General features: G+C 62.1%; 15 protein-coding genes and 2 pseudogenes. 12 read left to right on the forward strand and 5 right to left on the reverse strand.

Going from position 1 to position 20,857, the window contains the following annotated elements; all coding sequences use genetic code 11:
* Positions 1 to 835: 835 nt before the first annotated feature.
* From AB0T83_RS11945 to AB0T83_RS11955, 3 genes are all read right to left on the reverse strand, one after another.
* Complete coding sequence (locus AB0T83_RS11945) at positions 836 to 2,338, reverse strand: tripartite tricarboxylate transporter permease (protein ID WP_366193310.1); 1,503 nt, start codon at positions 2,336 to 2,338, stop codon at positions 836 to 838.
* Positions 2,339 to 2,356: 18 nt separating this feature from the next.
* Complete coding sequence (locus tag AB0T83_RS11950) at positions 2,357 to 2,830, reverse strand: tripartite tricarboxylate transporter TctB family protein (protein WP_366193312.1); 474 nt, start codon at positions 2,828 to 2,830, stop codon at positions 2,357 to 2,359.
* 146 nt (positions 2,831 to 2,976) lie between these two features.
* Positions 2,977 to 3,957, reverse strand: coding sequence for a tripartite tricarboxylate transporter substrate binding protein (locus tag AB0T83_RS11955; protein ID WP_366193314.1), 981 nt, complete (start codon positions 3,955 to 3,957; stop codon positions 2,977 to 2,979).
* Between the two features lie 703 nt (positions 3,958 to 4,660).
* On the opposite strand from AB0T83_RS11955, the gene AB0T83_RS11960 reads away from it, so the two are divergent.
* The 8 genes and pseudogenes from AB0T83_RS11960 to AB0T83_RS11995 all read left to right on the forward strand — a co-directional run.
* On the forward strand, positions 4,661 to 5,386 hold the full coding sequence (locus tag AB0T83_RS11960) for a ribonuclease activity regulator RraA (RefSeq protein WP_366193315.1): 726 nt from the start codon (positions 4,661 to 4,663) through the stop codon (positions 5,384 to 5,386).
* Position 5,387: 1 nt separating this feature from the next.
* Entirely contained in the window at positions 5,388 to 6,908 is a 1,521-nt protein-coding gene (locus tag AB0T83_RS11965; RefSeq protein WP_366193317.1) for an aldehyde dehydrogenase (NADP(+)), read from the forward strand.
* Between the two features lie 647 nt (positions 6,909 to 7,555).
* Positions 7,556 to 8,491, forward strand: coding sequence for a Bug family tripartite tricarboxylate transporter substrate binding protein (locus AB0T83_RS11970; protein ID WP_366193318.1), 936 nt, complete (start codon positions 7,556 to 7,558; stop codon positions 8,489 to 8,491).
* A gap of 179 nt (positions 8,492 to 8,670) precedes the next feature.
* Positions 8,671 to 9,162, forward strand: a complete 492-nt coding sequence (locus AB0T83_RS11975) for a tripartite tricarboxylate transporter TctB family protein (protein ID WP_366193319.1) — start codon at positions 8,671 to 8,673, stop codon at positions 9,160 to 9,162.
* Between the two features lie 3 nt (positions 9,163 to 9,165).
* A complete protein-coding gene (locus tag AB0T83_RS11980) occupies positions 9,166 to 10,692 on the forward strand; it encodes a tripartite tricarboxylate transporter permease (protein ID WP_366193321.1) in 1,527 nt (508 codons plus the stop codon).
* A gap of 213 nt (positions 10,693 to 10,905) precedes the next feature.
* Positions 10,906 to 11,598, forward strand: coding sequence for a FadR/GntR family transcriptional regulator (locus AB0T83_RS11985; protein ID WP_366193323.1), 693 nt, complete (start codon positions 10,906 to 10,908; stop codon positions 11,596 to 11,598).
* A 180-nt stretch (positions 11,599 to 11,778) separates the two neighbouring features.
* A complete protein-coding gene (locus tag AB0T83_RS11990) occupies positions 11,779 to 12,855 on the forward strand; it encodes a transposase (protein WP_366193325.1) in 1,077 nt (358 codons plus the stop codon).
* 63 nt (positions 12,856 to 12,918) lie between these two features.
* A pseudogene (locus AB0T83_RS11995) lies at positions 12,919 to 13,782 on the forward strand (IS3 family transposase); the annotation flags it as partial.
* A 28-nt stretch (positions 13,783 to 13,810) separates the two neighbouring features.
* Here AB0T83_RS11995 and AB0T83_RS12000 read toward each other — a convergent pair.
* Both AB0T83_RS12000 and AB0T83_RS12005 read right to left on the reverse strand, forming a co-directional pair.
* Positions 13,811 to 14,034, reverse strand: a pseudogene (locus AB0T83_RS12000) (IS481 family transposase); the annotation flags it as partial.
* Between the two features lie 45 nt (positions 14,035 to 14,079).
* Positions 14,080 to 14,787: a Crp/Fnr family transcriptional regulator gene (locus tag AB0T83_RS12005; RefSeq protein WP_366193327.1), complete on the reverse strand. Its 708-nt coding sequence runs from the start codon at positions 14,785 to 14,787 to the stop codon at positions 14,080 to 14,082.
* 184 nt (positions 14,788 to 14,971) lie between these two features.
* Between AB0T83_RS12005 and hemA the strand changes: the two genes are divergently transcribed.
* The 4 genes from hemA (at position 14,972) to nosZ (ending at position 20,856) form a co-directional block, all read left to right on the forward strand.
* On the forward strand, positions 14,972 to 16,195 hold the full coding sequence (gene hemA / locus AB0T83_RS12010) for a 5-aminolevulinate synthase (protein WP_366193328.1): 1,224 nt from the start codon (positions 14,972 to 14,974) through the stop codon (positions 16,193 to 16,195).
* A gap of 107 nt (positions 16,196 to 16,302) precedes the next feature.
* Positions 16,303 to 16,770: a hypothetical protein gene (locus tag AB0T83_RS12015; protein WP_366193330.1), complete on the forward strand. Its 468-nt coding sequence runs from the start codon at positions 16,303 to 16,305 to the stop codon at positions 16,768 to 16,770.
* Positions 16,761 to 18,953 (forward strand): 4Fe-4S binding protein, encoded by a 2,193-nt coding sequence (locus AB0T83_RS12020; RefSeq protein ID WP_366193332.1) that lies wholly within the window; start codon positions 16,761 to 16,763, stop codon positions 18,951 to 18,953. The genes AB0T83_RS12015 and AB0T83_RS12020 overlap by 10 nt, the downstream gene beginning before the upstream one ends.
* Complete coding sequence (nosZ, locus tag AB0T83_RS12025) at positions 18,946 to 20,856, forward strand: TAT-dependent nitrous-oxide reductase (RefSeq protein WP_366193334.1); 1,911 nt, start codon at positions 18,946 to 18,948, stop codon at positions 20,854 to 20,856. The genes AB0T83_RS12020 and nosZ overlap by 8 nt, the downstream gene beginning before the upstream one ends.
* Position 20,857 lies beyond the last annotated feature (1 nt).

Below are 20,857 nucleotides of genomic sequence, written 5' to 3' on the forward strand. Positions count from 1 at the left end.
CGAGAATATCTACGGAATTCAGTCTATTAGGATACAGTGCTGGCCGCAATCGGAAGGGTATATGGTGCCCGGGGGCGAACCCCCCAGTTTCAATGACGATGGGGCCTGTGCTGGTCTTTGGGACAAGAGCAGATGCACCTACGTTGCAGGCCGGAACGCGGGTGTTCAGAGTTTCAGAGAACGGACAGAGACCGGGGAATCCTGCCTTGGCCGCCATATTCGGTCCCTCTGTGCGCCGCTGCCCGGGAAATTCACGCCGCCTGGGTGCCGGGTTGGCGGGATCCTGTATATTGATCTACCGCGCGCCACAGATACGCCATTTTCCTTTGACCCGGACGCAGGTCTCGTCCGCCTGCAAGTTCAGGCCGCGCCAGCTGCGATGTTTGTAGGCGCGCCGGGCTACCTCTGGACCGAACTTGTGAACCCAGCGGTGCGCCGTCGCCCGGTCCACATCGATCGCTTGCCCAGCAAGCAGATCCCGGACATCGGCATAAGATAGAGGGAACCAACAGTACCAGCGGACGGCGAGAAGGATGATGTCACGTGGATATCGATGGCGCTTGAACGGATCACGATGAATGACAGGCCCCAGTGCTGCCGAAGGCCACGACACCATCGGAACTTGGGGCCAGCAACGCAACAGTCCCGTCTGTACTTCGCAATAGTGGCCAGCGTGCGGCCAAGGCAGACACACGCCATCCCGCCGCAAAGCCGCCAGTCGCGCGCCGAGACCCGTTCCGGCAACGTGGGGTGAGATGGCGATTTGGGAAGCCGTGATCTGGCGATCAAGCCATGTTTGGCTCTGCGGGTAGGCGTGGGCCCCTCCGGACGTCTTTCATGTCGTGGACGCGGATTGGCCTCGAGCGCGCCGCATGAGCATTCCGATCAGGGGTATGGTCCAGATCAGGATTGTGAAAGCCCCCAGAACCCCGGATACCGGTCGATCGAAAAATCCGACGATGCCGCCGTCCGCCTTGATGACGGTTGCCATGAAATTGTCCTCCAGCATCGGGCCGATGACGATGCCGAGGATCGTCGGGGCGATGGGAAATCCGTTCTCCTCCATCAGGAAGCCGATGATCCCCAGAACCAGCATGACCGCGATACCATAGACGCTGTTGGTGATGGCAAAGGATCCGACCATGCAGAACAACAGGATCACCGGCATCAGCAGTCGCGCCGGGGTCTGGACCACATACCTGGATCCGCGGATTGCGAAATATCCCAGAAACAGAAGCAGGAAATTGGCAATGAAGAAGGTCAGGAAAATGGCATAGGTCAGGCTGGCCTGGTCGATGAACACCATCGGGCCGGGGGTGATCCCCTTCATCAGCAGGACACCGATGGCGATGGCGGTCACGGAATCTCCGGGGATGCCGAAGACAAGTGCCGGGATCCAGACGCCGCCAAGCGCTGCGTTGTTGGACGCCCCGGCCGCGGCAAGGCCTTCGGTGTGACCGGTGCCGAATTTTTCCGGCGTGCGGGAGAATTTCTTGGCTATCGCATACGAAACCCAGGCCGCGATATCCGAACCGGCACCGGGCAGGATGCCGACAACCGTGCCGATCAGGCTGCCACGCACAAGGTTTCCCTTGTTGTCGCGCATCATCTTCCACTGGCCGCCATAGACCGTGGAGGTTGAATTCGGAATTGCGTTCTTCTCATGCCGCTTGGACATGGAGAACCTCAGGATTTCCGACATGGCGAACATGCCGATCATTGCCGGAATAAAGCTGACCCCGCCCATCAACTCGTAGGACCCGTAGGTGAAGCGCGGAAAGCCGCCGGTGACATCGATGCCGATGGTCGAGATGAAGAGGCCGATCAGCAGCGCCACCAGCCCCTTGATCGGCGAGCCGCGCGAGATGATGACCGAGCAGCTGAGGCCCAGGCAGGCCAGCCAGAAATATTCGACGGTACTGAACTGGAACGCGAACTCGGCCAGAAAAGGTGCCCCGGTGGCAAGGATGATCGCCCCCACCATGCCGCCGAAGACCGAACAGACAAGACCGATGCCAAGCGCCTTCTCGGCTTCGCCGCGCAGCGTGTACTGGTACGCGTCGTCCACATAGGCGGCCGAGGCGGGCGTGCCGGGAATGCGCAGCATCGCGCCGGGAATGTCGCCGGCAAAGATCGCCATAGTGACCGCGCTGACAATGGCGGCGATGGCCGGCAGCGGGTCCATGAAGAACGTGAGCGGGACCAGCAAGGCTGTGGCCATGGTCGCCGAAAGCCCCGGAATGGCGCCGACGAACAGGCCGAAGATCGACGAGGCAAGAATGACGCCCAGCACCGAGGGATCGGCGACCATGACGATGGCATTGGCGAAATTGTTCATGGGGATCCCCTTGCCTGCCTACCAGGCGACGGATTGCAGGATGCCCCAGGGCAGGGGCACCAGAAAGACCTTGCTGAACAGCGTGTGGATGGCCAGCGAGGCGATGACGGACACCAGGATCGCGGTCAGCACCTTGACCCGCAGGGACAAAAGGAAGGCCAGCAGCACCGTGATGCTGAGCACCGGAAACCCGATCACGTCGAGAAACGGAATGAAACTCGCCGTGCCCAGAAGCACGATACCGACCCGGATCAGCCGCCGCCGGTCGCCGATCCAGTCTCCCGGCTCGACCAGTTTCGACCGCGGCTGGCTGACGAGATCCTTGGCGATCAGGGTCAACGCGCAGCCGCCCAGGCCCAGGGCCACAATGGTCGGCAGCAGACCCGAGCCGACGGATTGCCCCGGTATCAAGGGAAAGGTGCTGGCTTGAATCAGGATGCCCGCCGAAAACACCAGCAGAAAGAAGCCCATCAGGCGGTCACTGATTTTCATGATTTCTCCCGTGGTCGTCGGGGCCGGTGCTCATGGTCTGCGCAACCACGGGCGTACCCCGGAACACTCCCGGTCGCGGGCCAGGCCCGACGTCCGAGGGCAAGGGGGCGCGCCCGAACCCCGAAGGCTCCGGGGCGCCCTGCCGGCTATTTCGCGAGGCCGGCCGCCTGCATCACCGAGCCGTTCGCGGCATCGGCATCCGCCATGAACTGGCCATAATCCGCACCGCCCAGCCAGACCATGCCAAAGCCACGATCCGCCATGAACGCCGCGAATTCGTCAGAGTTCCACGCCGTTTCCATCGCCGTTGAAAGCTTGGTGACGACATCGTCGGGCAGGCCAGCCGGGCCGACCACACCGCGCCATGACCCGACCAACAGCTCTACGCCGGTCTCGGATTTCACAGTTGGCAGGTCCGGTACACTGGCAAGCGGCTCCGCGCTCATCACCGCAAGCGACTTCACTTTTCCTGCGGAAATCAGCGAAACCGCTTCGGGATAGGAACACGCGACGATATCGACGCCGCCCGAAACCAGATCCTGAAGGCCGGCGGCCGAGCCCTTGGAGGGCACCCACGGCACAGCATTCGAGTCGAGACCCGATTCAACCACAAGGCCCGCCATCGCGAGGTGCCAGATCCCGCCCTGACCAGTGCCCGAGGATTTCATTTCACCCGGCGCGGCCTTGGCGGCCTCGAGAAACGCCGTGATCGAGTCAAATTCGGAATCCGCCCGAACGTGGAACGCCGCCGGATCGGCATTGAACAGCCCGATCGGCGTATAGGCGGTATAGTCCAACTCGGTCAGACCCGCGAAATGCATCATCGCGATCTCGACGGTTGCCGTGCCGATCGTGTAGCCGTCGGGCTTGGCAAGGGCGATGGCCGAATGGCCGACAACGCCGGATCCGCCGTCGCGGTTGACGACCGTCACGGGAACGCCGAGTTCCTTTTCCATCAGTCCAGCCAGCATGCGGCTGGTGGCATCGGTGCCGCCGCCCGCGCCCCAGGGAACGATCCAGGTGATCGGTCGTTCGGGGTATTCCGCCCGGGCATCATCGGCAAACATGACAGTTCCAGCCGCGAGTGCAGCCGCGCCGACGCCGAGGGTCAGTAGATAACGAAGCATGAATATCCTCCCTTACATGCATATGTGATTGACCGGCTGGCGCTCCTCTTCACAGCACCGGTCGTGAATAAAGCAACAATGCTCTTCATCATGCGAAAGCCCGTCGCCCATTCGCACGCGTGAGCAAGGACGACGGAACAGAATTCTTCGGATCTCTGTGATCCGATTGCGAGCACCCTGAAATAAAAGCCGATTGAAGTCGAGAAGAATGAAACGGTGTGGACGATGTTCTGGACTGTTGCGGCAGGCGCATTGCGATCTTTGGCCGGCCGCAGAGACACAAGCAGACCTTGACACCAGCCAGACGGCCTTCACGCGACCGTTGCTGCGGTGATTAGTAAGTTGCCTATACAGATAACCCTGAATTCCCGCTCGTTTTCTCCGAAATTCGACAAGATAAATTACAAATATTGACACATCATCAGGAGGTATCTATGAACCTCTGAACACCGGCGGGGGGACTCGAAGTCGCCGATGCTCGGATCCTTCAGGTGTTTGGATACGGGGGGCCTCTTTGAACTCCACAGGGCGCCCACCCTTCGGTGGACGCGAGCAACTCCCAAGACAGCACGTCGATCGGGGGTGCAATTGCATTGATCGACGGCAAGCGTCGGTCTGTATCAACTTCCGCTCCCTTGGCCAAAACCGGGCAAGGGACGACCGGAAACACAACGGCCATGGCGGCAAATGACAGGAAGAGAGAATGAGCGACTATATTTTGTCCAATGAAACGCGCGACAAGCTGAAGAAAGTGTCCACGGCTTCGGTTGCCACGGCTCTGTACAAGCGCGGCCTGCGCAACCAGTTCGTGCAAGGGGTTGTGCCGCTTGAGCGCAAGCCGGTGACAATGGTCGGCCAAGCCTACACATTGCGCTATATCCCGGCCCGCGAAGACCGTAACCCGCTCACCGTTTTCCGCGCGCGTGACCACAAGCAACGCGTGGCCGTGGAAACCTGCCCCGAAGGTCACGTGCTGGTGATGGATGCCCGCAAGGACAGCCGCGCGGCAACGGCAGGATCCATCCTGGTCACCCGCCTTGCCAAACGCGGCGTCGCCGGTGTCGTGTCGGACGGCGGTGTGCGTGATGCCCTGGGCATCGCCGCTTTGGGGATTCCGGCCTATTTCGCCTGCTCCTCGGCACCGACCAACCTGACGCTGCATGAGGCGGTCGATCTCAACGTGCCGATTTCCTGCGGTGACGCGCCGGTGTTTCCCGGCGATGTGATGCTGGGCGACGCCGACGGCGTGATGGTGATCCCTGCGCATCTGGCCGAGGAAATCGCCGAGGAATGCACCAACATGGAATCATACGAGGATTTCGTGCTGGAAGAAGTGAGCAGCGGCGCCGGGATCATCGGCCTCTACCCTGCAACAGACGAAGAAAGCCTTGTAAAATACGACGCATGGCGCAAACGGACGGGCCGATAACATGACATTCACTCCCCATGGCGATCATCTGATTGCTGGCCAACGGATCGGCTCCGAGACGCGGTTTTCTTCTGCACCTGCAACTGGCAGAGCCTTTGAATTCTCGGCCGGATCTCCCGAACTGGTGGCACAGGCTTGTGCCGCGGCCCATGCCGCATTCCCGGGTTTAGCCGCCACCACCCGCGAGCAGCGCGCGACGCTTCTGGACACCATTGCCGATGAGATCGACGCCCGCGGGGAACAGATCACCGAGATCGGATCTTCGGAAACCGGTCTGCCCGCCGCCCGCCTTCAAGGCGAGCGAGGCCGGACGACCGGTCAGTTGCGCCTGTTCGCGGCGCATGTTCGGGCCGGAGACTACCTCGATCGTCGCCATGACGCGGCCCTGCCTGACCGTCAGCCGCTGCCCCGCCCCGATCTGCGGATGATGCAGCGGCCGGTCGGTCCCGTGGCCGTCTTTGGTGCCTCCAACTTCCCGCTCGCCTTCTCGGTGGCCGGGGGCGATACCGCAGCGGCCCTGGCCGCCGGGTGCCCGGTCGTCGTCAAGGGACACGGTGCGCACCCCGGCACGAGTGAAGTCGTCGGCGATGCCATCGTCGCGGCGCTGGACAAGCTTGGCATGGATACGGGCCTGTTCAGCCTCGTTCAGGGCGGCAACCGCGCCGTGGGTGAAGCGCTTGTAACCGATCCGCGGATCAAGGCCGTCGGCTTTACCGGCAGCCTCGGCGGTGGCCGTGCGTTATACGATCTTTGCGCATCGCGCCCCGAGCCGATCCCCTTCTTCGGGGAATTGGGCAGCGTCAATCCAATGTTCATCCTGCCGCGGGCCGCGGCGTCCCGCGCGGCGGATCTGGGAGCCGGTTGGGCCGGAAGCCTGACCATGGGCGCGGGGCAGTTCTGCACCAATCCGGGCATCGCCATCGTGATCGACGGGCCGGATGCGGATGCTTTCGCGGAAGCCGCGACCGAAGGACTCGGGGCCGTTTCGGCCCAAACCATGCTGACCGATGGAATGGCCGATGCCTACCGCAATGGTGCCCGCCGAGTTTCGGAAGGCGCCGGCGTGAAATCTCTCCTGAGCACCGCTTGCGAAGGCCGAAGTGCTGCACCCTATCTGTTCGAGGTGTCGGCCAGCAACTGGTTGACCGACGAGGCGCTGTCGGAAGAAGTTTTCGGCCCGCTGGGATTGGTCATCCGTGTCACGGATGCGGCGCAGATGGCCCAGATCGCGGCAAGCTTCAAAGGCCAGTTGACGGCAACGATCCAGATGGATGACAGCGACATCGACCTGGCACGAGAGCTTCTGCCGACGCTGGAACGCATGGCAGGCCGGGTTCTGGCCAATGGCTTTCCGACAGGCGTCGAGGTCTGCGATTCTATGGTTCACGGCGGGCCGTACCCGGCCAGCACCAACTTTGGCGCCACCTCTGTCGGCACGCTGTCCATCCGCCGTTTCCTGCGGCCGGTGTGCTACCAGAACCTCCCTGAAGCGCTCCTCCCGGCCGATCTCGCGACCCTCTAGCGTCGTGCATATCGGCCCGACGGCCCGCTTTCGCATCTTGGAGTGGCGGCGGGCCATTGCTCGGTCATGGGCCGATGGCGCAGCGCGATTCCCGCGCGTGGCTCTGGCAGAAGGGCATTACTAATCTTGTCAGGTTGTTCAGGGGTCGGCGCTCACAAACACATATCAGCCCAATTCTGCTGCTAATCTGAACATATTCTGGATCGGATCGCCCGATTTAGAGGGTAAATGGCAAATTTCTACGTTGATTAGTAAAAATTAGGCTAGTAGAGTGAGACTCGCTTTCTGGAGAATCCCGCTGACTGGGCAGGCATCTTCCAAGGGCTTCGACTCGATAGATGAGGGAGGGTGGTATCAGTCGCAATTGAAGCATGGGCTTTCCGTGCTTCGAGAGGCGCGATGGGTCGACGAGGCGCAGTGGGTTCTAGGCAACCTGGATACGCCCAGTCTTTCCCCGGCGCGAAAACAAGGCCTGGAACCACGCTCAAGCCTTGAAGTCCCTCTAGGAAAAACCGTGAAACCGAACCGGCGAAACGCTCTGTTGTGACAGGGCAGCCGGTTCATTCAACTTGCCAGATTCGTCTGGATTTCGACATCTGTGAAGGAGGAACAGGTCTATGTTTCCCAATAGCCTGAAAAGCAAACTCGTGTTGGCACTCGGTGCCTGTATCATTGGATCTTCGGTTGCCGCTGCGGACTTCCCGACCCGTGACATTCGACTGATCGTTCCGTGGCCCGCAGGCGGCGGTGCCGATGCCATTTCGCGCAAGATCAGCAACATTGCCGAGCAAGAACTTCCGAAATCCATCTACGTGGAAAACATTGCCGGGGCCGTGACGGCGACCGGCCTGATCCAGATGACCAATTCGCGCCCCGATGGCCACACCGTTGGCGTGTTGACCTACGACAGTGTCATCACCCTGCCGCGCGGCCAGATGGTGCCCGGCTATTCGCTGGACAACATGACCCCCATCGCCCGCATCACCAGCGAAGCCGATGCGATCGTGGTCTCCAAGCACTCGGGCATCAACACTTTCGAAGAGCTGGTCGAGGCCGCCAAGGCCAATCCCGGCAAGGTGCGCGTCGGTGTGGCTCCGAAAGGCTCGGGCCCGTATCTGTCGGTCATCCAGTTGGAAGAACTGCTGGGCGTCGATTTCAACGTGATCACCTATGCCGGCTCGTCGAGCGCCGAAGCAGAAGCCCTGCTGTCGGGTGAACTTGATGCGGCGATCTCCAGCCTGGGCGATTTCAGCGGCATCATCACCTCGGGCGACGCCAAGGGTGTGGTCGAACTGAGCTCGGTGCAGAACAAGACCTACACCGATGTGCCGACCATCAAGTCCAAGGGCTTTGATCTGCAAACCGGCAGCTTCATCGTTCTGGCCGCGCCGAAGGACACGCCGGCAGACGCCGTCGCGACCCTGGAAACCACCTTCAAGACGGCCTACGACAGCGCCGAATTCCAGGATTGGCTGGCCCAGGTTGGCGTGACCGCCGACTGGCTTGGCGCGGACGAGGTTCAGGGCTGGATCGGTGAGCTTCAGAACAAGACCTTCACGCTCATGGACGAGCTGAACCTGTAATCAGTCAGACACCCATGCCCCCGGTTCCGGATCGGGGGCATCCCCCTGCGCGCGTGCCGTGCCCTGCGCGGAGCAGTGACGCGAACCGCCACCTCGACGGGCAGTCCCCCCGAAACAGGACGCGGCTGCACTCGCGCGGCTTTGCAAAAATTTTCCGGGCCTGACGCACTTACAGCCGCTTGGCGCTGACGACCCCACCACACCCAGCCTGGGAGAAGACGATGCTCTTAAACAGACACCTGTTATTTCTATATGTCACGCTTGCAGTGTCGATCGGATATCTGATCTCGGCACTCAGCCTTGGCGCCCCGATCGTCGAGAGCCGATTGACGCCCTCGTTCTTCCCCGTCGTGGTGGGAAGCGCCGCAATCATCTTTTCCTGCATTCTCATCCTTCAGAAGCTGCGCGCCGCTCCCGAGGCAGAACAAGCGGACGATGCGGGAACCTACACCCATCTGTGGGTTGTCGCGGCCATCTTTGTCTACATCGTTGCGTTCAAGCCTGTGGGATATTTCATCTCGTCGGGGCTCTTCGTCTTCGCGCTGATCTTGCTGTTCTCAAACTTCGAAAAGCTGCTCCAGAAAGCCGCCATGTCTGCGGCAATCGTCGTGGTCGGCTACATCGTGTTCCAGCAAATGTTCGGGGTTCGACTCCCGGCGCTGTGGGGATAAGTCATGGAATTCATTCTCCTGGTCATTAACAGCTTTCCCCTGCTGCTGGATCCGATCAACCTGACCTACGTGGTCCTGGGCTTCGTGATCGGCACCATCTTTGCAGCGATCCCCGGTCTGACAGCGACGCTGGCCATGGCCTTGCTGCTGCCCATGACCTACACGCTCAGCGTCGAAACTGCACTGATGGCCTGTGCCAGCATCTACATGGCCGGCATGTGCGGCGGCAGCATCACCGCCACCACCATCAACATTCCGGGCGCGCCGTCTTCGATGATGACAGCGCTGGACGGCTATCCCATGCAGAAACAGGGCAAAGGTGCCCTGGCGCTGGGACATGCGGCGCTCGGCTCCATGTTCGGCGGGGCGGTCGGGGCATTGCTCCTGATCGCGGTCGCACCTTTCGTGGCCGAGCTTTCCCTGCTGGTCAAAACGACGGGCAAATTCTCCTTGCTGGCCTTTGCCATTATCGTCGTGGTGATCGCACAGCGCGGACGCATCCCGCAGGCCGGGTTGGCCGCCTGTATCGGTCTCATGCTTGCCACCATCGGGCTGGATGCGATGGAGCCGATCACACGCTTTACCTATGGCTACAGCAACCTGACTGCCGGGATCGACCTGATGCCCGTCATCATCGGGACCTTCGCCATCGCCGAGGTGCTGACGCAGGCAAGCTCGACCCGCGATATCAGTGCGGCCACCGCGGCCGCCGAGAAGGTAAAGATCCGCCGCCGGGACTTTCTGCCGCCGCTGTCTGACATCCGCAAGATCGGCTTCGGCTGCTACTTCAAGTCCTGCCTGATCGGGTATTTCGTGGGCACGCTTCCCGGCGCCGGAGGCTCCATGGGGTCCTTCCTGGCCTATACCGAGGCGGTGCGGACCTCCTCCGAGCCGGAAACCTTCGGCAAGGGCAACCCCAAGGGCATCGCGGCGTCTGAAAGTGCCAACAATGCCGTCTGCGGCGGGGCCATGGTGCCGATGCTGACCTTCGGGATTCCCGGCGACCCGATCACTGCCATCATGCTCGGCGTTCTGGTCATCAACGGCATCCAGCCCGGACCGCAACTGATGAGCGACCAGGCCGGCCTGATCGCGCCGATGCTGGCGGCCCTGCTGTTCAGCGCCGTGATCCTCATCCCGTTGACGCTGTATGTCATCGGTCCGTACTTCATCAAGATCGTGTCGGTGCGCAAGGATGTGCTCTACGGGGTCATCACGCTTCTGGCCGTGGTCGGCAGCTATGTCTCGACCTTCTCGACCTTCCAGATGTTCATGGCTTTGGGGATGGGGGTTCTGGCCTTTTACCTGCGGCGCAACGGCTTCCCGGTGATTACCATGCTGCTGGGCTATATCCTGGGGCCCAACCTTGAGGAATTCCTGCGCCGCTCCCTGGCCTTGTCCAATGGCGATCCGACGACCTTCTTCACCAGCCCCGACAGCCTGTTCTTTGTCGTGCTGACCCTGATCTTCGTCTACTTCCTTGTGATCAAGAAGCCGGTGGCAAAACCGAAGGCGGTGAAGGCCGAATAACGAAGTCCCGTCCTGGCGCCGTTCCCCTGGGTCGCATGTTGCGCACCATGGGGACGGCCCTCAGGGCGGAGCGGTGTCATGGAACAGGTCCGCACCGGGTCGCGCAGGGCCAGTGCGGCAAGGCCTTTCCGATCGCCCTCTCGCGGCGTATCGGGTACATCAACGGCTTGGTTGGTGTAATCTGTCCGCCAACAGGAAATGGAGGAGCCCACGTTGTCAGAGACCCGTCGCCCCTTGTTAGCGGATCAGGTGTACGATCAATTGCTGGCGAAAATTCTTGAAGAAGAATTCCCGGTCAACAGCCGGTTGCCCCCCGAAGAGGTTCTGGCCCAGAATTTCGGGGTGTCCCGTCCGGTCGTGCGCGCGGCGCTTGCGCGTCTGCGCGACGACGAAATCATCCATTCCCGCCGAGGCTCGGGCAGTTATGTGCTGCGCCGTCCGGACCGGCAACTGATCAGCTTTGTCCCTCTGGAATCCGTCTCGGGCGTGCAGCGCTGTTATGAATTTCGCATCGATGTGGAAGGGGCGGCGGCGGCATGGGCGGCGCGACGACGGGATGACGAGGATATCGCCGCGATGGATCGCGCCTATCGGGTGATGGAACGAACCTATCAGGAAAACGCGCTTGGTGTCGAAGCCGACCTGATGCTGCACCTCGCCGTGGCGCGGGCCTCGAAGAACCCCTTCTTCGCGTCGGTTCTGGAATCCCTTGGCGAACAGATTGCCTACGGCGTGAAGCTGTCGCGCTCCTTGACGCTTCTGGATGTCCCGGTGCGGCAGGAACTGGTGCTGGCCGAACATCGCGCCATTCTGGAAGCCATTCGCCTTGAACAACCCGAGGTCGCGGCGGCCACCATGCGCCACCACATTACGGCGGCAAAAGACCGGATGTTTGTCGGCTCGTAAGCGCGCCGCCACCCCTTCGGAGAAACGCCGCCGCTCCATCTCGATTGCCCCTGACAGACCAGCGCGGCGGCGCGCGGGCCTGGCCTAGGGCATCTCGGTCCTCGTCGCCGGCTCTTTGGACCTGTCGCTGGCTGGATGCCGCTCCTTTGACAGCATTTATTGCAACAAGGGAGACTGACTATGGGACTGAAACGGACCGAAGAATTCCGCCAAGGCGCCGTGCGAATTGCATTGACCAGCGGGCTGACACGGCGTCAGGTTGCCGATGATCTGCGCATTGGGCTTTCGACCTTGAACAAATGGGTAAGGGCGCACGAAGACACGGATGTTGTGTCGTCCGAGGATCGTGAGCGCGCGCGCGAGAATGCATGGCTTCGAGGTCCTCCTCGTGAATGCCCGCTACGCCAAGAATGTGCGGGCCGCAAAACCGATATCATCGGCGCAACCGGCATGCGGATCATCCACGCAATCATTGCTGGCGCGCGTGATCCAAAGGTTCTTGCCGCGTTCCGGGATGTCCGCTGCAAGTCATCGATGGACACGATCAAAGCCGCATTGGTCGGCAATGACCGCGAGGAACATCTCTTTGATCTGACACAGACGCTGGAGCCATACGATTTCTACAAAGCGCAGATCGAGGCGTGCGACCGCAGGCTGGAGGCGGCGTTGGGGGCGCTGACCATCAAAGCAGACGATGATCTGGCCCCGCTGCCCAAGGCACGGATCAAGGGCAAGCAGCACAGTGCTCCGTCCCTTGATGCGCGCGCTGCGCTTTACGGAGTATTGGGCACGGACCTGACGCAGATCCACGGCCTCGGACCCCCTCTGGCACTCAAGCTGGTAGCGGAATGCGGCACAGACCTACGCGCCTGGAAGAGTGCCAAACACTTCACGTCGTGGCTGTGCCTGAGCCCCGGCAACAAAGTGTTGTCTTCACGGACACACCGATCGTCAAGCCGCGCAGCTGCCCTTCTGCGTTTGGCTGCTGTCACGATTGGCCGAAGCGACACGGCCTTGGGTGCGTTCTATCGACGTCCCTCGACGCGGATCGGCAAGCAAAAGGCGGTGACGGCCACGGCGCGCAAGGTCGCTGTCTTGTTCTACAACGCTTTGCGGCATGGCATGACTTGTGAGGATCAGGGGGCGGCGGCTTGCGACGAACGACATCGGCGACGCGTGCTCTCAAACCTCCAGCGCCGCTCCAAGACAATGGATTACGCATTGGCACCCATACCGGAGCCAGCGGCTGTTTCTTAGGAAGCGCCGGCCTTCTTCGCGGAAAGAGTGAGGGCATGAATGCCATCGGTCCGAACGAATGCCCGAACAATGAGGTTTGTCTTCGTTGAGGAACACCGCCACGACATCCCGGTGAACCGCTTGTGCGGGAGTATGGACGTCAGCCCGCGAGGCTACCGCGCCTGGCGCTCCCGTCCTGCCAGTTGGCGGCAACGCACCGACATGGTGTCACTGGCCCACATCCGCGACCGGTTCCGTCTTTCTCTGGGCAGCTACGGCAGGCCACGAATGACCGAAGAGCTGAAGAAAGTCGGCATCGATGTGGGTCATCGCCGGGTTGGGCGACTGATGCGTGAAAACGGGGTCACCGTTGAAAGAACGCACAAGTTCAAGGCAACAACCGACAGCGATCACACGTTCAACATCGCCCCGAACCTGCTGAACCGCGACTTCAATGCAACCGGGCCGAACCGGAAATGGGCAGGCGACATCAGCTGCATCCGGAGCCGAGAGGGGCGGTTTTCTCTGGCAGTCATCCAGGATCTGCATTCCCGCCGCGTGATCGGCTGGGCCGTCAGCAACTGCATGACGCGCGACCTGGAAATCCGGGCCTTGAACATGGCCATTGCCTTCAGGGCCCCGCCGAGGGGCTGCATCTTCCACAGAGATCGCGGCAGCCAATGCTGTTCGCATGACTATCAGAAGATCCTGCGCCTGCATGACGTCCGGGTCTCGATGAGCGGCAAAGGTAATTGCCATGACAATGCGTCTTTCGAAACGTTCTTCAAAACCATCAAGACCGATCTGATCTGGCGGCGGTCATGGGCAACAAGGCGGCAAGCTGAGATGGCAATCTTCGAATACGTTAACGGCTTCTACAATCCGCGCCGACAGCACTCAGCAATGGGCTGGAAAAGCCCCTTGGCCTTCGAGGCTCAGGCCGCGTAAATGAGAACCTGGAGCGGTACAATCCCGCGACAAGTCCAATGTCGACATGAAAGTGGCCGATAAGGTATCGCTTGAACCGCTGTCGTTTTGGCTTGTCGCCCTCGACATCCGGCAAGCGCGATATGCCCTGCCGCTTGAGGCACCGATGAAGCGCCGACCGCGTCAGATGCGGAATCGACGGCTGAAGGGCATAGAGGCAATCATCCGCGGCAGCAGCCTGTGCCGTCGGAATGCTACGATCATGGCCTCTTCCGTTTCCGAGAAGGGATCGCACCATCAAACCGTGGGATCAAACACCTAGGGCCGCTTGTTCCAGAAAGCCGCCGGGTCGGATTCGGAAAAGTCGCGCAGGCGTTGGATGTCCTCGATCGCGGCGTTGTTGCGGGACACTTTCACGCCGAATTCCTTCAGCTTTGAGAACGCCCGCGACAGGCTTTCGGGCTTGATGCCCAGACGCCCGGCGATCACGACCTTGTCGTAGGGCAGGGTGACAAGGCAACTGCCCTCCTCGCGCTCGCACAGTTCCAGCAGAAACTCGGCCACCCGCTGGGCACCGGTTTGCGCCTTGAGCTGTTCCAGCTGCGCCACCAGCGCGTGCAGATGAGTGAAGGTCGCGGCCAGCATGACGACGCCGGCCTCCGGATCACGGCGCACCATTTCGGTGACTGCTGCGGCGGGGATCTGCAACACCTCGGTATCGGTCACCGCCTCGGCCGAGACCGGGTAGGGCGTGCCGCGCAGGGCCACGGCCTCGCCAAAGCTCTGCCCCTTGGTGAAGACCGACACGATGGCCTCGCCGCCGTTCGGTGTGATCCGGTAGAGCTTGACCCAGCCATCAACGACAATATGGATCGACCGGGCTTTCTCATCCTGCTGAAACAGCGTCTGGTTGCGCTGGTAGCTGTGCCAATGGGACATGGACAGCAGCATGTCGGTCTGCTGTTCGGTAAAGCTTTTCAGCAACAGGGAGTTTCGGGCGATTTGCGTGCGCCGGTCGTCCGCCATGGGATCATCCCTCCGTCATCGTCGGCCGCAAGAGACAGCCCGGTTTCCGGGATTCACGTCGCATATTTGGCGGGGTCGGGTCCAGTTGAAAGCCAGCAACCGGGGCACTTGGCTTGACTATTGTCATGTAACCGGCGCCCGGATCGTTCCAGAGTCTGCCTGAAAATCCGAATGTGGGGGTGACATGGACTATCAGGCATTCTTCGCGGACCGGCTCGATTCGTTGCGGGACGAAGGCAATTACCGCGTGTTCATCGATCTGGAACGCCGTTGCGGGGAATTTCCCTCGGCGCAGCGCACCAAGGGGCTCCGGCGCGATGAGGTGACGATCTGGTGTTCCAACGACTATCTGGGCATGGGCCAGAATCCCAAGGTGGTCGCCGCCATGCATGACGCCATCGACCGCTGCGGTGCCGGGGCCGGCGGCACGCGCAACATATCCGGGACCACCCACGACCATGTGCTGCTGGAGGTCGAGCTGGCCGACCTGCATGGCAAGGAAGCGGCGCTGCTGTTCACCTCGGGCTATGTGTCGAACTGGGCCGCCCTTGGGACGCTGGCGTCGGAAATTCCCGGCTGCATCGTGTTTTCCGACGCGCTGAACCATGCATCGATGATCGAGGGCATCCGCCATTCGCGCGCCGAAAAGGTGATCTGGAAGCACAACGATCTGGTCGATCTGGAAGCCAAACTGGCGGCGGCAGATCCGTCCCGGCCCAAGCTGATCGCCTTCGAGAGCGTTTATTCCATGGATGGCGACATCGCCCCGATCAAGGAGATCTGCGACCTGGCCGACCGCTATGGCGCCATGACCTATCTGGACGAGGTGCACGCGGTGGGGCTGTACGGCCCGCGCGGCGGCGGCATTGCCGAACGCGAAGGGCTGATGGACCGCCTGACGGTGATCGAAGGCACGCTGGGCAAGGCGTTCGGCGTGGTCGGCGGCTATATCGCCGCCTCGGCCGAGCTGTGTGATTTCGTGCGCAGCTTTGCCAGCGGCTTCATCTTTACCACGGCCCTGCCGCCGGCGGTGGCGGCGGGGGCCGCGGCCTCGATCCGGCACCTGAAGGAATCCTCGGCTGAACGGGAGTTGCAACAACGCCGGGTGGCGGATTTACGCGCACGGCTGGATGCGATGGACATCCCGCATCTGGACAACCCAAGCCACATCATCCCTGTCATGGTGGGCGATCCGGTGAAGTGCAAGTTCATCTCGGACACCCTGCTGGACGAGTTCGGGATCTATATTCAGCCGATCAACTATCCCACGGTGCCACGGGGCACGGAGCGGTTGCGCATCACGCCATCGCCGGTGCACAGCGAAGCCGATCTCGACCATCTGGTCGGCGCGCTGGAAGAGTTGTGGCACCGCTGCCAGATGGCGCGGATGCCGATGGCGGCGCAATAGACGGCGTGTCGCGAGGGAAGGGCCGGGACCTGACATAAATCAATTACGGACCTTCGACCGGGCTCTACCCCTTGCCCTGCAACCACACTTGATCGGAGTTTGGCGCCGTGCTGGCCCAGCGTGATTTTCAGTCCACCACGACAGAATGGCCAAGCCGACGCTGGCTTGCGGTGGTGCTGTGCGCGGCGCTGGTGCTGGTTCAGGCAGGCTTTGCCTGCGCCCGCCCCACCGGAGAACTGACAGAAATCTGCAGCGATACCGGCGTCGCCATCGTGCGCATCGACATCGCCGGCAATGTCGTCGAGCAGGGTGGCCCACGGGCGCCGGGCTGCGACTCCTGCCGGTTCTGCGCGACCCTGGGGTCGGCGGATCTTGGGATGGCGGTGGCGCCGGACCGTCCCGATTTCCCGATCACCGCAGGCCCCCGTCCTGCAGCGTGTTCCCTTCATTGCACCACACCCGATCTGTGGCCCGAAACCCGTGGCCCGCCAAGCGATAGCAAGATGACCCTATGTTTGTTCCCCGTCCGAACCCCGGCCCCTGTTTTCGAAACCGGGAGGCCGTCATGGACGTGACCCGGACCCCTGGCCGCTGGTTGTCGGCCCTTGTCCTTGCCATTGGCCTTGTCCTTGCGGCGCTTGCCCCGGCTAGGGCTGACACGCTTGCCTCCTTCCTGGCGGATCTTGCTCCCGGCGACCTTTACGAAGGGGCCGACGGTTTCGGAGCGATCCGGGACGATGTGCCCGTCGCGCCGGTGCTGAAGGGCGGCGAGACCGTCGCCTGGGCCTTTCTGACCTCGGATTTCGTGGGTACCACCGGCTATTCCGGCAAACCCATCCATGTGGTTGCGGCCATCGACCCCGACGCGGTGCTGACCGGCGTGCAACTGGTCAAACACTCTGAACCCATCGTCCTGATCGGCATTCCCGACAGCAAGGTGAAGGCGCTGACCCAATCCTATGCCGGGCTGGACCTGAAGGCCGAAGCGGCCTCGGGCGGGTCATCGCATGACCTGGACATCATCTCGGGCGCGACGGTGACGATCATCGTGATCGACGATTCCATCGTGCGCGGCGGCATCAAGGTCGCGCGGCTGCTGGGGCTGGGCGGGCTGGCCGAGGAAGTCACCGGCCCCAAGCGCGCGCTGGACCCGGACATTACCGGCATCGATTCCTGGACCACCCTGTCGGGCGATGGATCGATCCGGCGCATGACGCTGGACGTGGGCCAGGTCAACGCGGCGTTTGCGGCCACCGGCGATGCGCGCGCCATCAAGCGCCCCGAAAAGGGCGCCGCCGAGGACACCTTCATCGACATGAACATGGCGCTGGTCTCGGTGCCGTCGATCGGTCGGTCGCTGCTGGGGGACAATGAATACAACAACCTGACCGGCTGGCTGGAGGAGGGCGAACACGCCATCCTGGTGCTGGGGCGCGGCACCTATTCCTTCAAGGGATCGGGCTATGTGCGCGGCGGCATCTTCGACCGGATCCAGCTGATCCAGGGCGACACCTCGGTGCGGTTCTTCGACAAACAGCATCGCCGTTTGGGCGATCTGGCCACGACGGATGCGCCCAGTTTCACCGAGATGGACCTCTTCAAGATCCCCGCCGACGCCGAGTTCGACCCGGCCGAGCCGTTCCGCCTGCAACTGCTGGTGCAACGGGCCGTGGGGGCGGTGGAAAAGACCTTTCTGACCTTCGATCTGGGCTACAAGCTGCCCGAACGGTTCCTGCTGCCGCAGAAGGCGGCCCCGGTGCTGGAAGTCGCCGGTGAAGAAGCCGCCGCCAAGGCCGCGCTGTGGAAACGGATCTGGCGGGACAAGGCCGTCGAGATTGGCATCCTTGGCGTCATGCTGGCGGTGCTGACCGCGACCTTCTTCTTCCAGTTCCAGGCGACGATGAACGCGCGCGTGTTCTACTGGTTCCGCATCGGCTATCTGACGATGACGCTGGTCTTCATCGGCTGGTACGCCAATGCGCAACTGTCGGTGGTCAACCTGATGGCGCTGGCCGGGCAGATGCGCGCCGGGTTCAGCTGGGATGCCTTCCTGATGGATCCGCTGGTCTTCATCCAGTGGTTCGCCGTCGCCGCCGCCCTGCTGTTCTGGGGCCGGGGCGCCTATTGCGGCTGGCTGTGCCCCTTCGGCGCGCTGCAAGAGCTGAGCAACCAGATCGCTCGCTATTTCAAGGTGCCGCAATGGGAATTGCCCTGGGGCCTGAACGAGCGGCTCTGGCCGATCAAATACATGATCTTCCTGGGGCTGTTCGGCGTCTCGCTGGCGTCGATCCCGATGGCCGAGCAACTGGCCGAGGTCGAGCCGTTCAAGACCGCGATCATCCTGAAATTCATGCGCGACTGGCCCTTCGTGGTCTTCGCCCTGCTGCTGCTGCTGGCCGGGCTGTTCGTCGAGCGGTTCTATTGCCGCTACATCTGCCCGCTGGGCGGCGCCCTGGCGATCCCGGCGCGGGTGCGCATGTTCAACTGGCTGCGCCGCTACAAGGAATGCGGCAGCCCGTGCCAGACCTGCGCCAACGAATGCCCGGTGCAGGCCATCCATCCGACCGGCGAAATCAACCCGAACGAGTGCATCAACTGCCTGCATTGCCAGGTTTTGTACCAGTCGGACAAGAAATGCCCCGTTGTCATCAAGAAGATGAAACGGCGCGCGAATGTTGGCACGCCGCTTGCCATGCCGCCGGCCGGCCATCCCAACGCAAAGAAGAACGAACCCAAAGGAGGGAAAGCCCATGTCTGAGAAAATGAAGCAACTGGCGATGACACGCCGGGGCATGCTGGGGGCCGCGGCCACCGGTGCCGCGCTGGCCACCACCGGTATCGGCGGCTCGGTCCTGACCGCGAAACCCGCCAAGGCCGCCGGCGGCAACGCCCATCTGGCACCCGGCGAGCTGGACGACTATTACGGCTTCTGGTCCTCGGGCCAGACCGGCGAGTTGCGCATTCTGGGCGTGCCGTCGATGCGCGAATTCATGCGCGTGCCGGTGTTCAACCGCTGCTCGGCCACCGGCTGGGGCCAGACCAACGAAAGCCTGAAGGTGCTGACCGAGGGGCTGACCGAGGACACCAAGGCCTATCTCGCCGCGCAGGGCAAGGTCACCTATGACAACGGCGACCTGCACCACCCGCACATGTCGTTCACCGATGGCACCTATGACGGCCGCTATCTGTTCATGAACGACAAGGCCAACACCCGCGTGGCGCGCGTGCGCTGCGACGTGATGAAATGCGACAAGATCATCGAGATCCCGAACGCGCATGACATCCACGGCATGCGCCCGCAGAAATACCCGCGCACCGGCTATGTCTTCGCCAACGGCGAGCACGAGGCGCCGCTGGTCAACGACGGCCAGATCCTCGACAATCCCGAGGAATATGTGAACATCTTCACCGCCATCGACGGTGACACGATGGAGATCGCCTGGCAGGTGATCGTGTCGGGCAACCTCGACAACACCGACTGCGACTATCAGGGAAAATACGCCTATTCGACCTCGTACAACTCGGAAATGGGCATGACCCTGGCCGAGATGACCGCCAACGAGATGGATCATGTGGTGGTCTTCAACCTGGCCGAGATCGAAGCCGGGGTTGCCGCTGGCGACTATCAGGAGTTGAACGGCGTCAAGGTTCTGGACGGCCGCAAGGGCCAGAACAAGAAGTACACCCGTTACATCCCGATCCCGAACTCGCCGCACGGCATCAACACCGCGCCGGACGGCAAGCACGTCTGTATCAACGGCAAGTTGTCGCCGACCGTGTCGGTGATGGATGTGACCAAGCTGGACGCGCTGTTCGAAGGTGACGCCGACCCGCGCTCGTGCATCGTGGCCGAGCCGCAGCTGGGCCTCGGGCCGCTTCACACCGCCTATGACGGTCAGGGCAACGCCTTCACCACTCTGTTCCTGGACAGCCAGGTCGTGAAGTGGAACATCGAGGACGCGATCAAGCTGTACGCCGGCGAAGACGTGGACCCGATCCGCGAAAAGATCGACGTGCACTATCAGCCGGGCCACAACTCGACCTCCATGGGCGAAACCAAGGATGCCGATGGCAAATGGCTGGTCTCGATGAACAAGTTCTCGAAGGACCGGTTCATCAACGTCGGCCCGCTGAAGCCCGAGAACGAACAGCTGATCGACATCTCGGATGGCAGCATGACGCTGAAGCACGACGGCCCGACCTTCGCCGAGCCGCATGACAGCATCATCGTGCGCCGCGACATCGTGAACCCGGCCACCAACTGGCAGCGCGACGATCCCATGTGGGAAGACGCCCGCAAGCAGGCGGAGGCCGATGGCGTCGATCTGGACTGGGGTCACGAGGAAATCATCCGCGATGGCAACAAGGTGCGGGTCTACATGTCGTCGGTAGCGCCGGAATTCTCGATGGAGAAATTCACGGTCAAACAGGGCGACGAGGTGACCATCTATGTGACCAACATGGATGACATCGACGATCTGACCCACGGCTTCTGCCTGGCCAACTTCGGGGTCGCCATGGAAGTCGGTCCGCAGGCCACCGCCTCGGTCACCTTCGTGGCCGAACGTCCTGGCGTGCACTGGTACTATTGCCAGTGGTTCTGCCACGCGCTCCACATGGAGATGCGCGGCCGGATGTTCGTCGAACCGCGGGCGAGCTGAG

It is taken from the genome of Meridianimarinicoccus marinus, assembly GCF_040689105.1.
In the GTDB taxonomy this organism is placed as follows: Bacteria; Pseudomonadota; Alphaproteobacteria; order Rhodobacterales; family Rhodobacteraceae; genus Meridianimarinicoccus; species Meridianimarinicoccus marinus.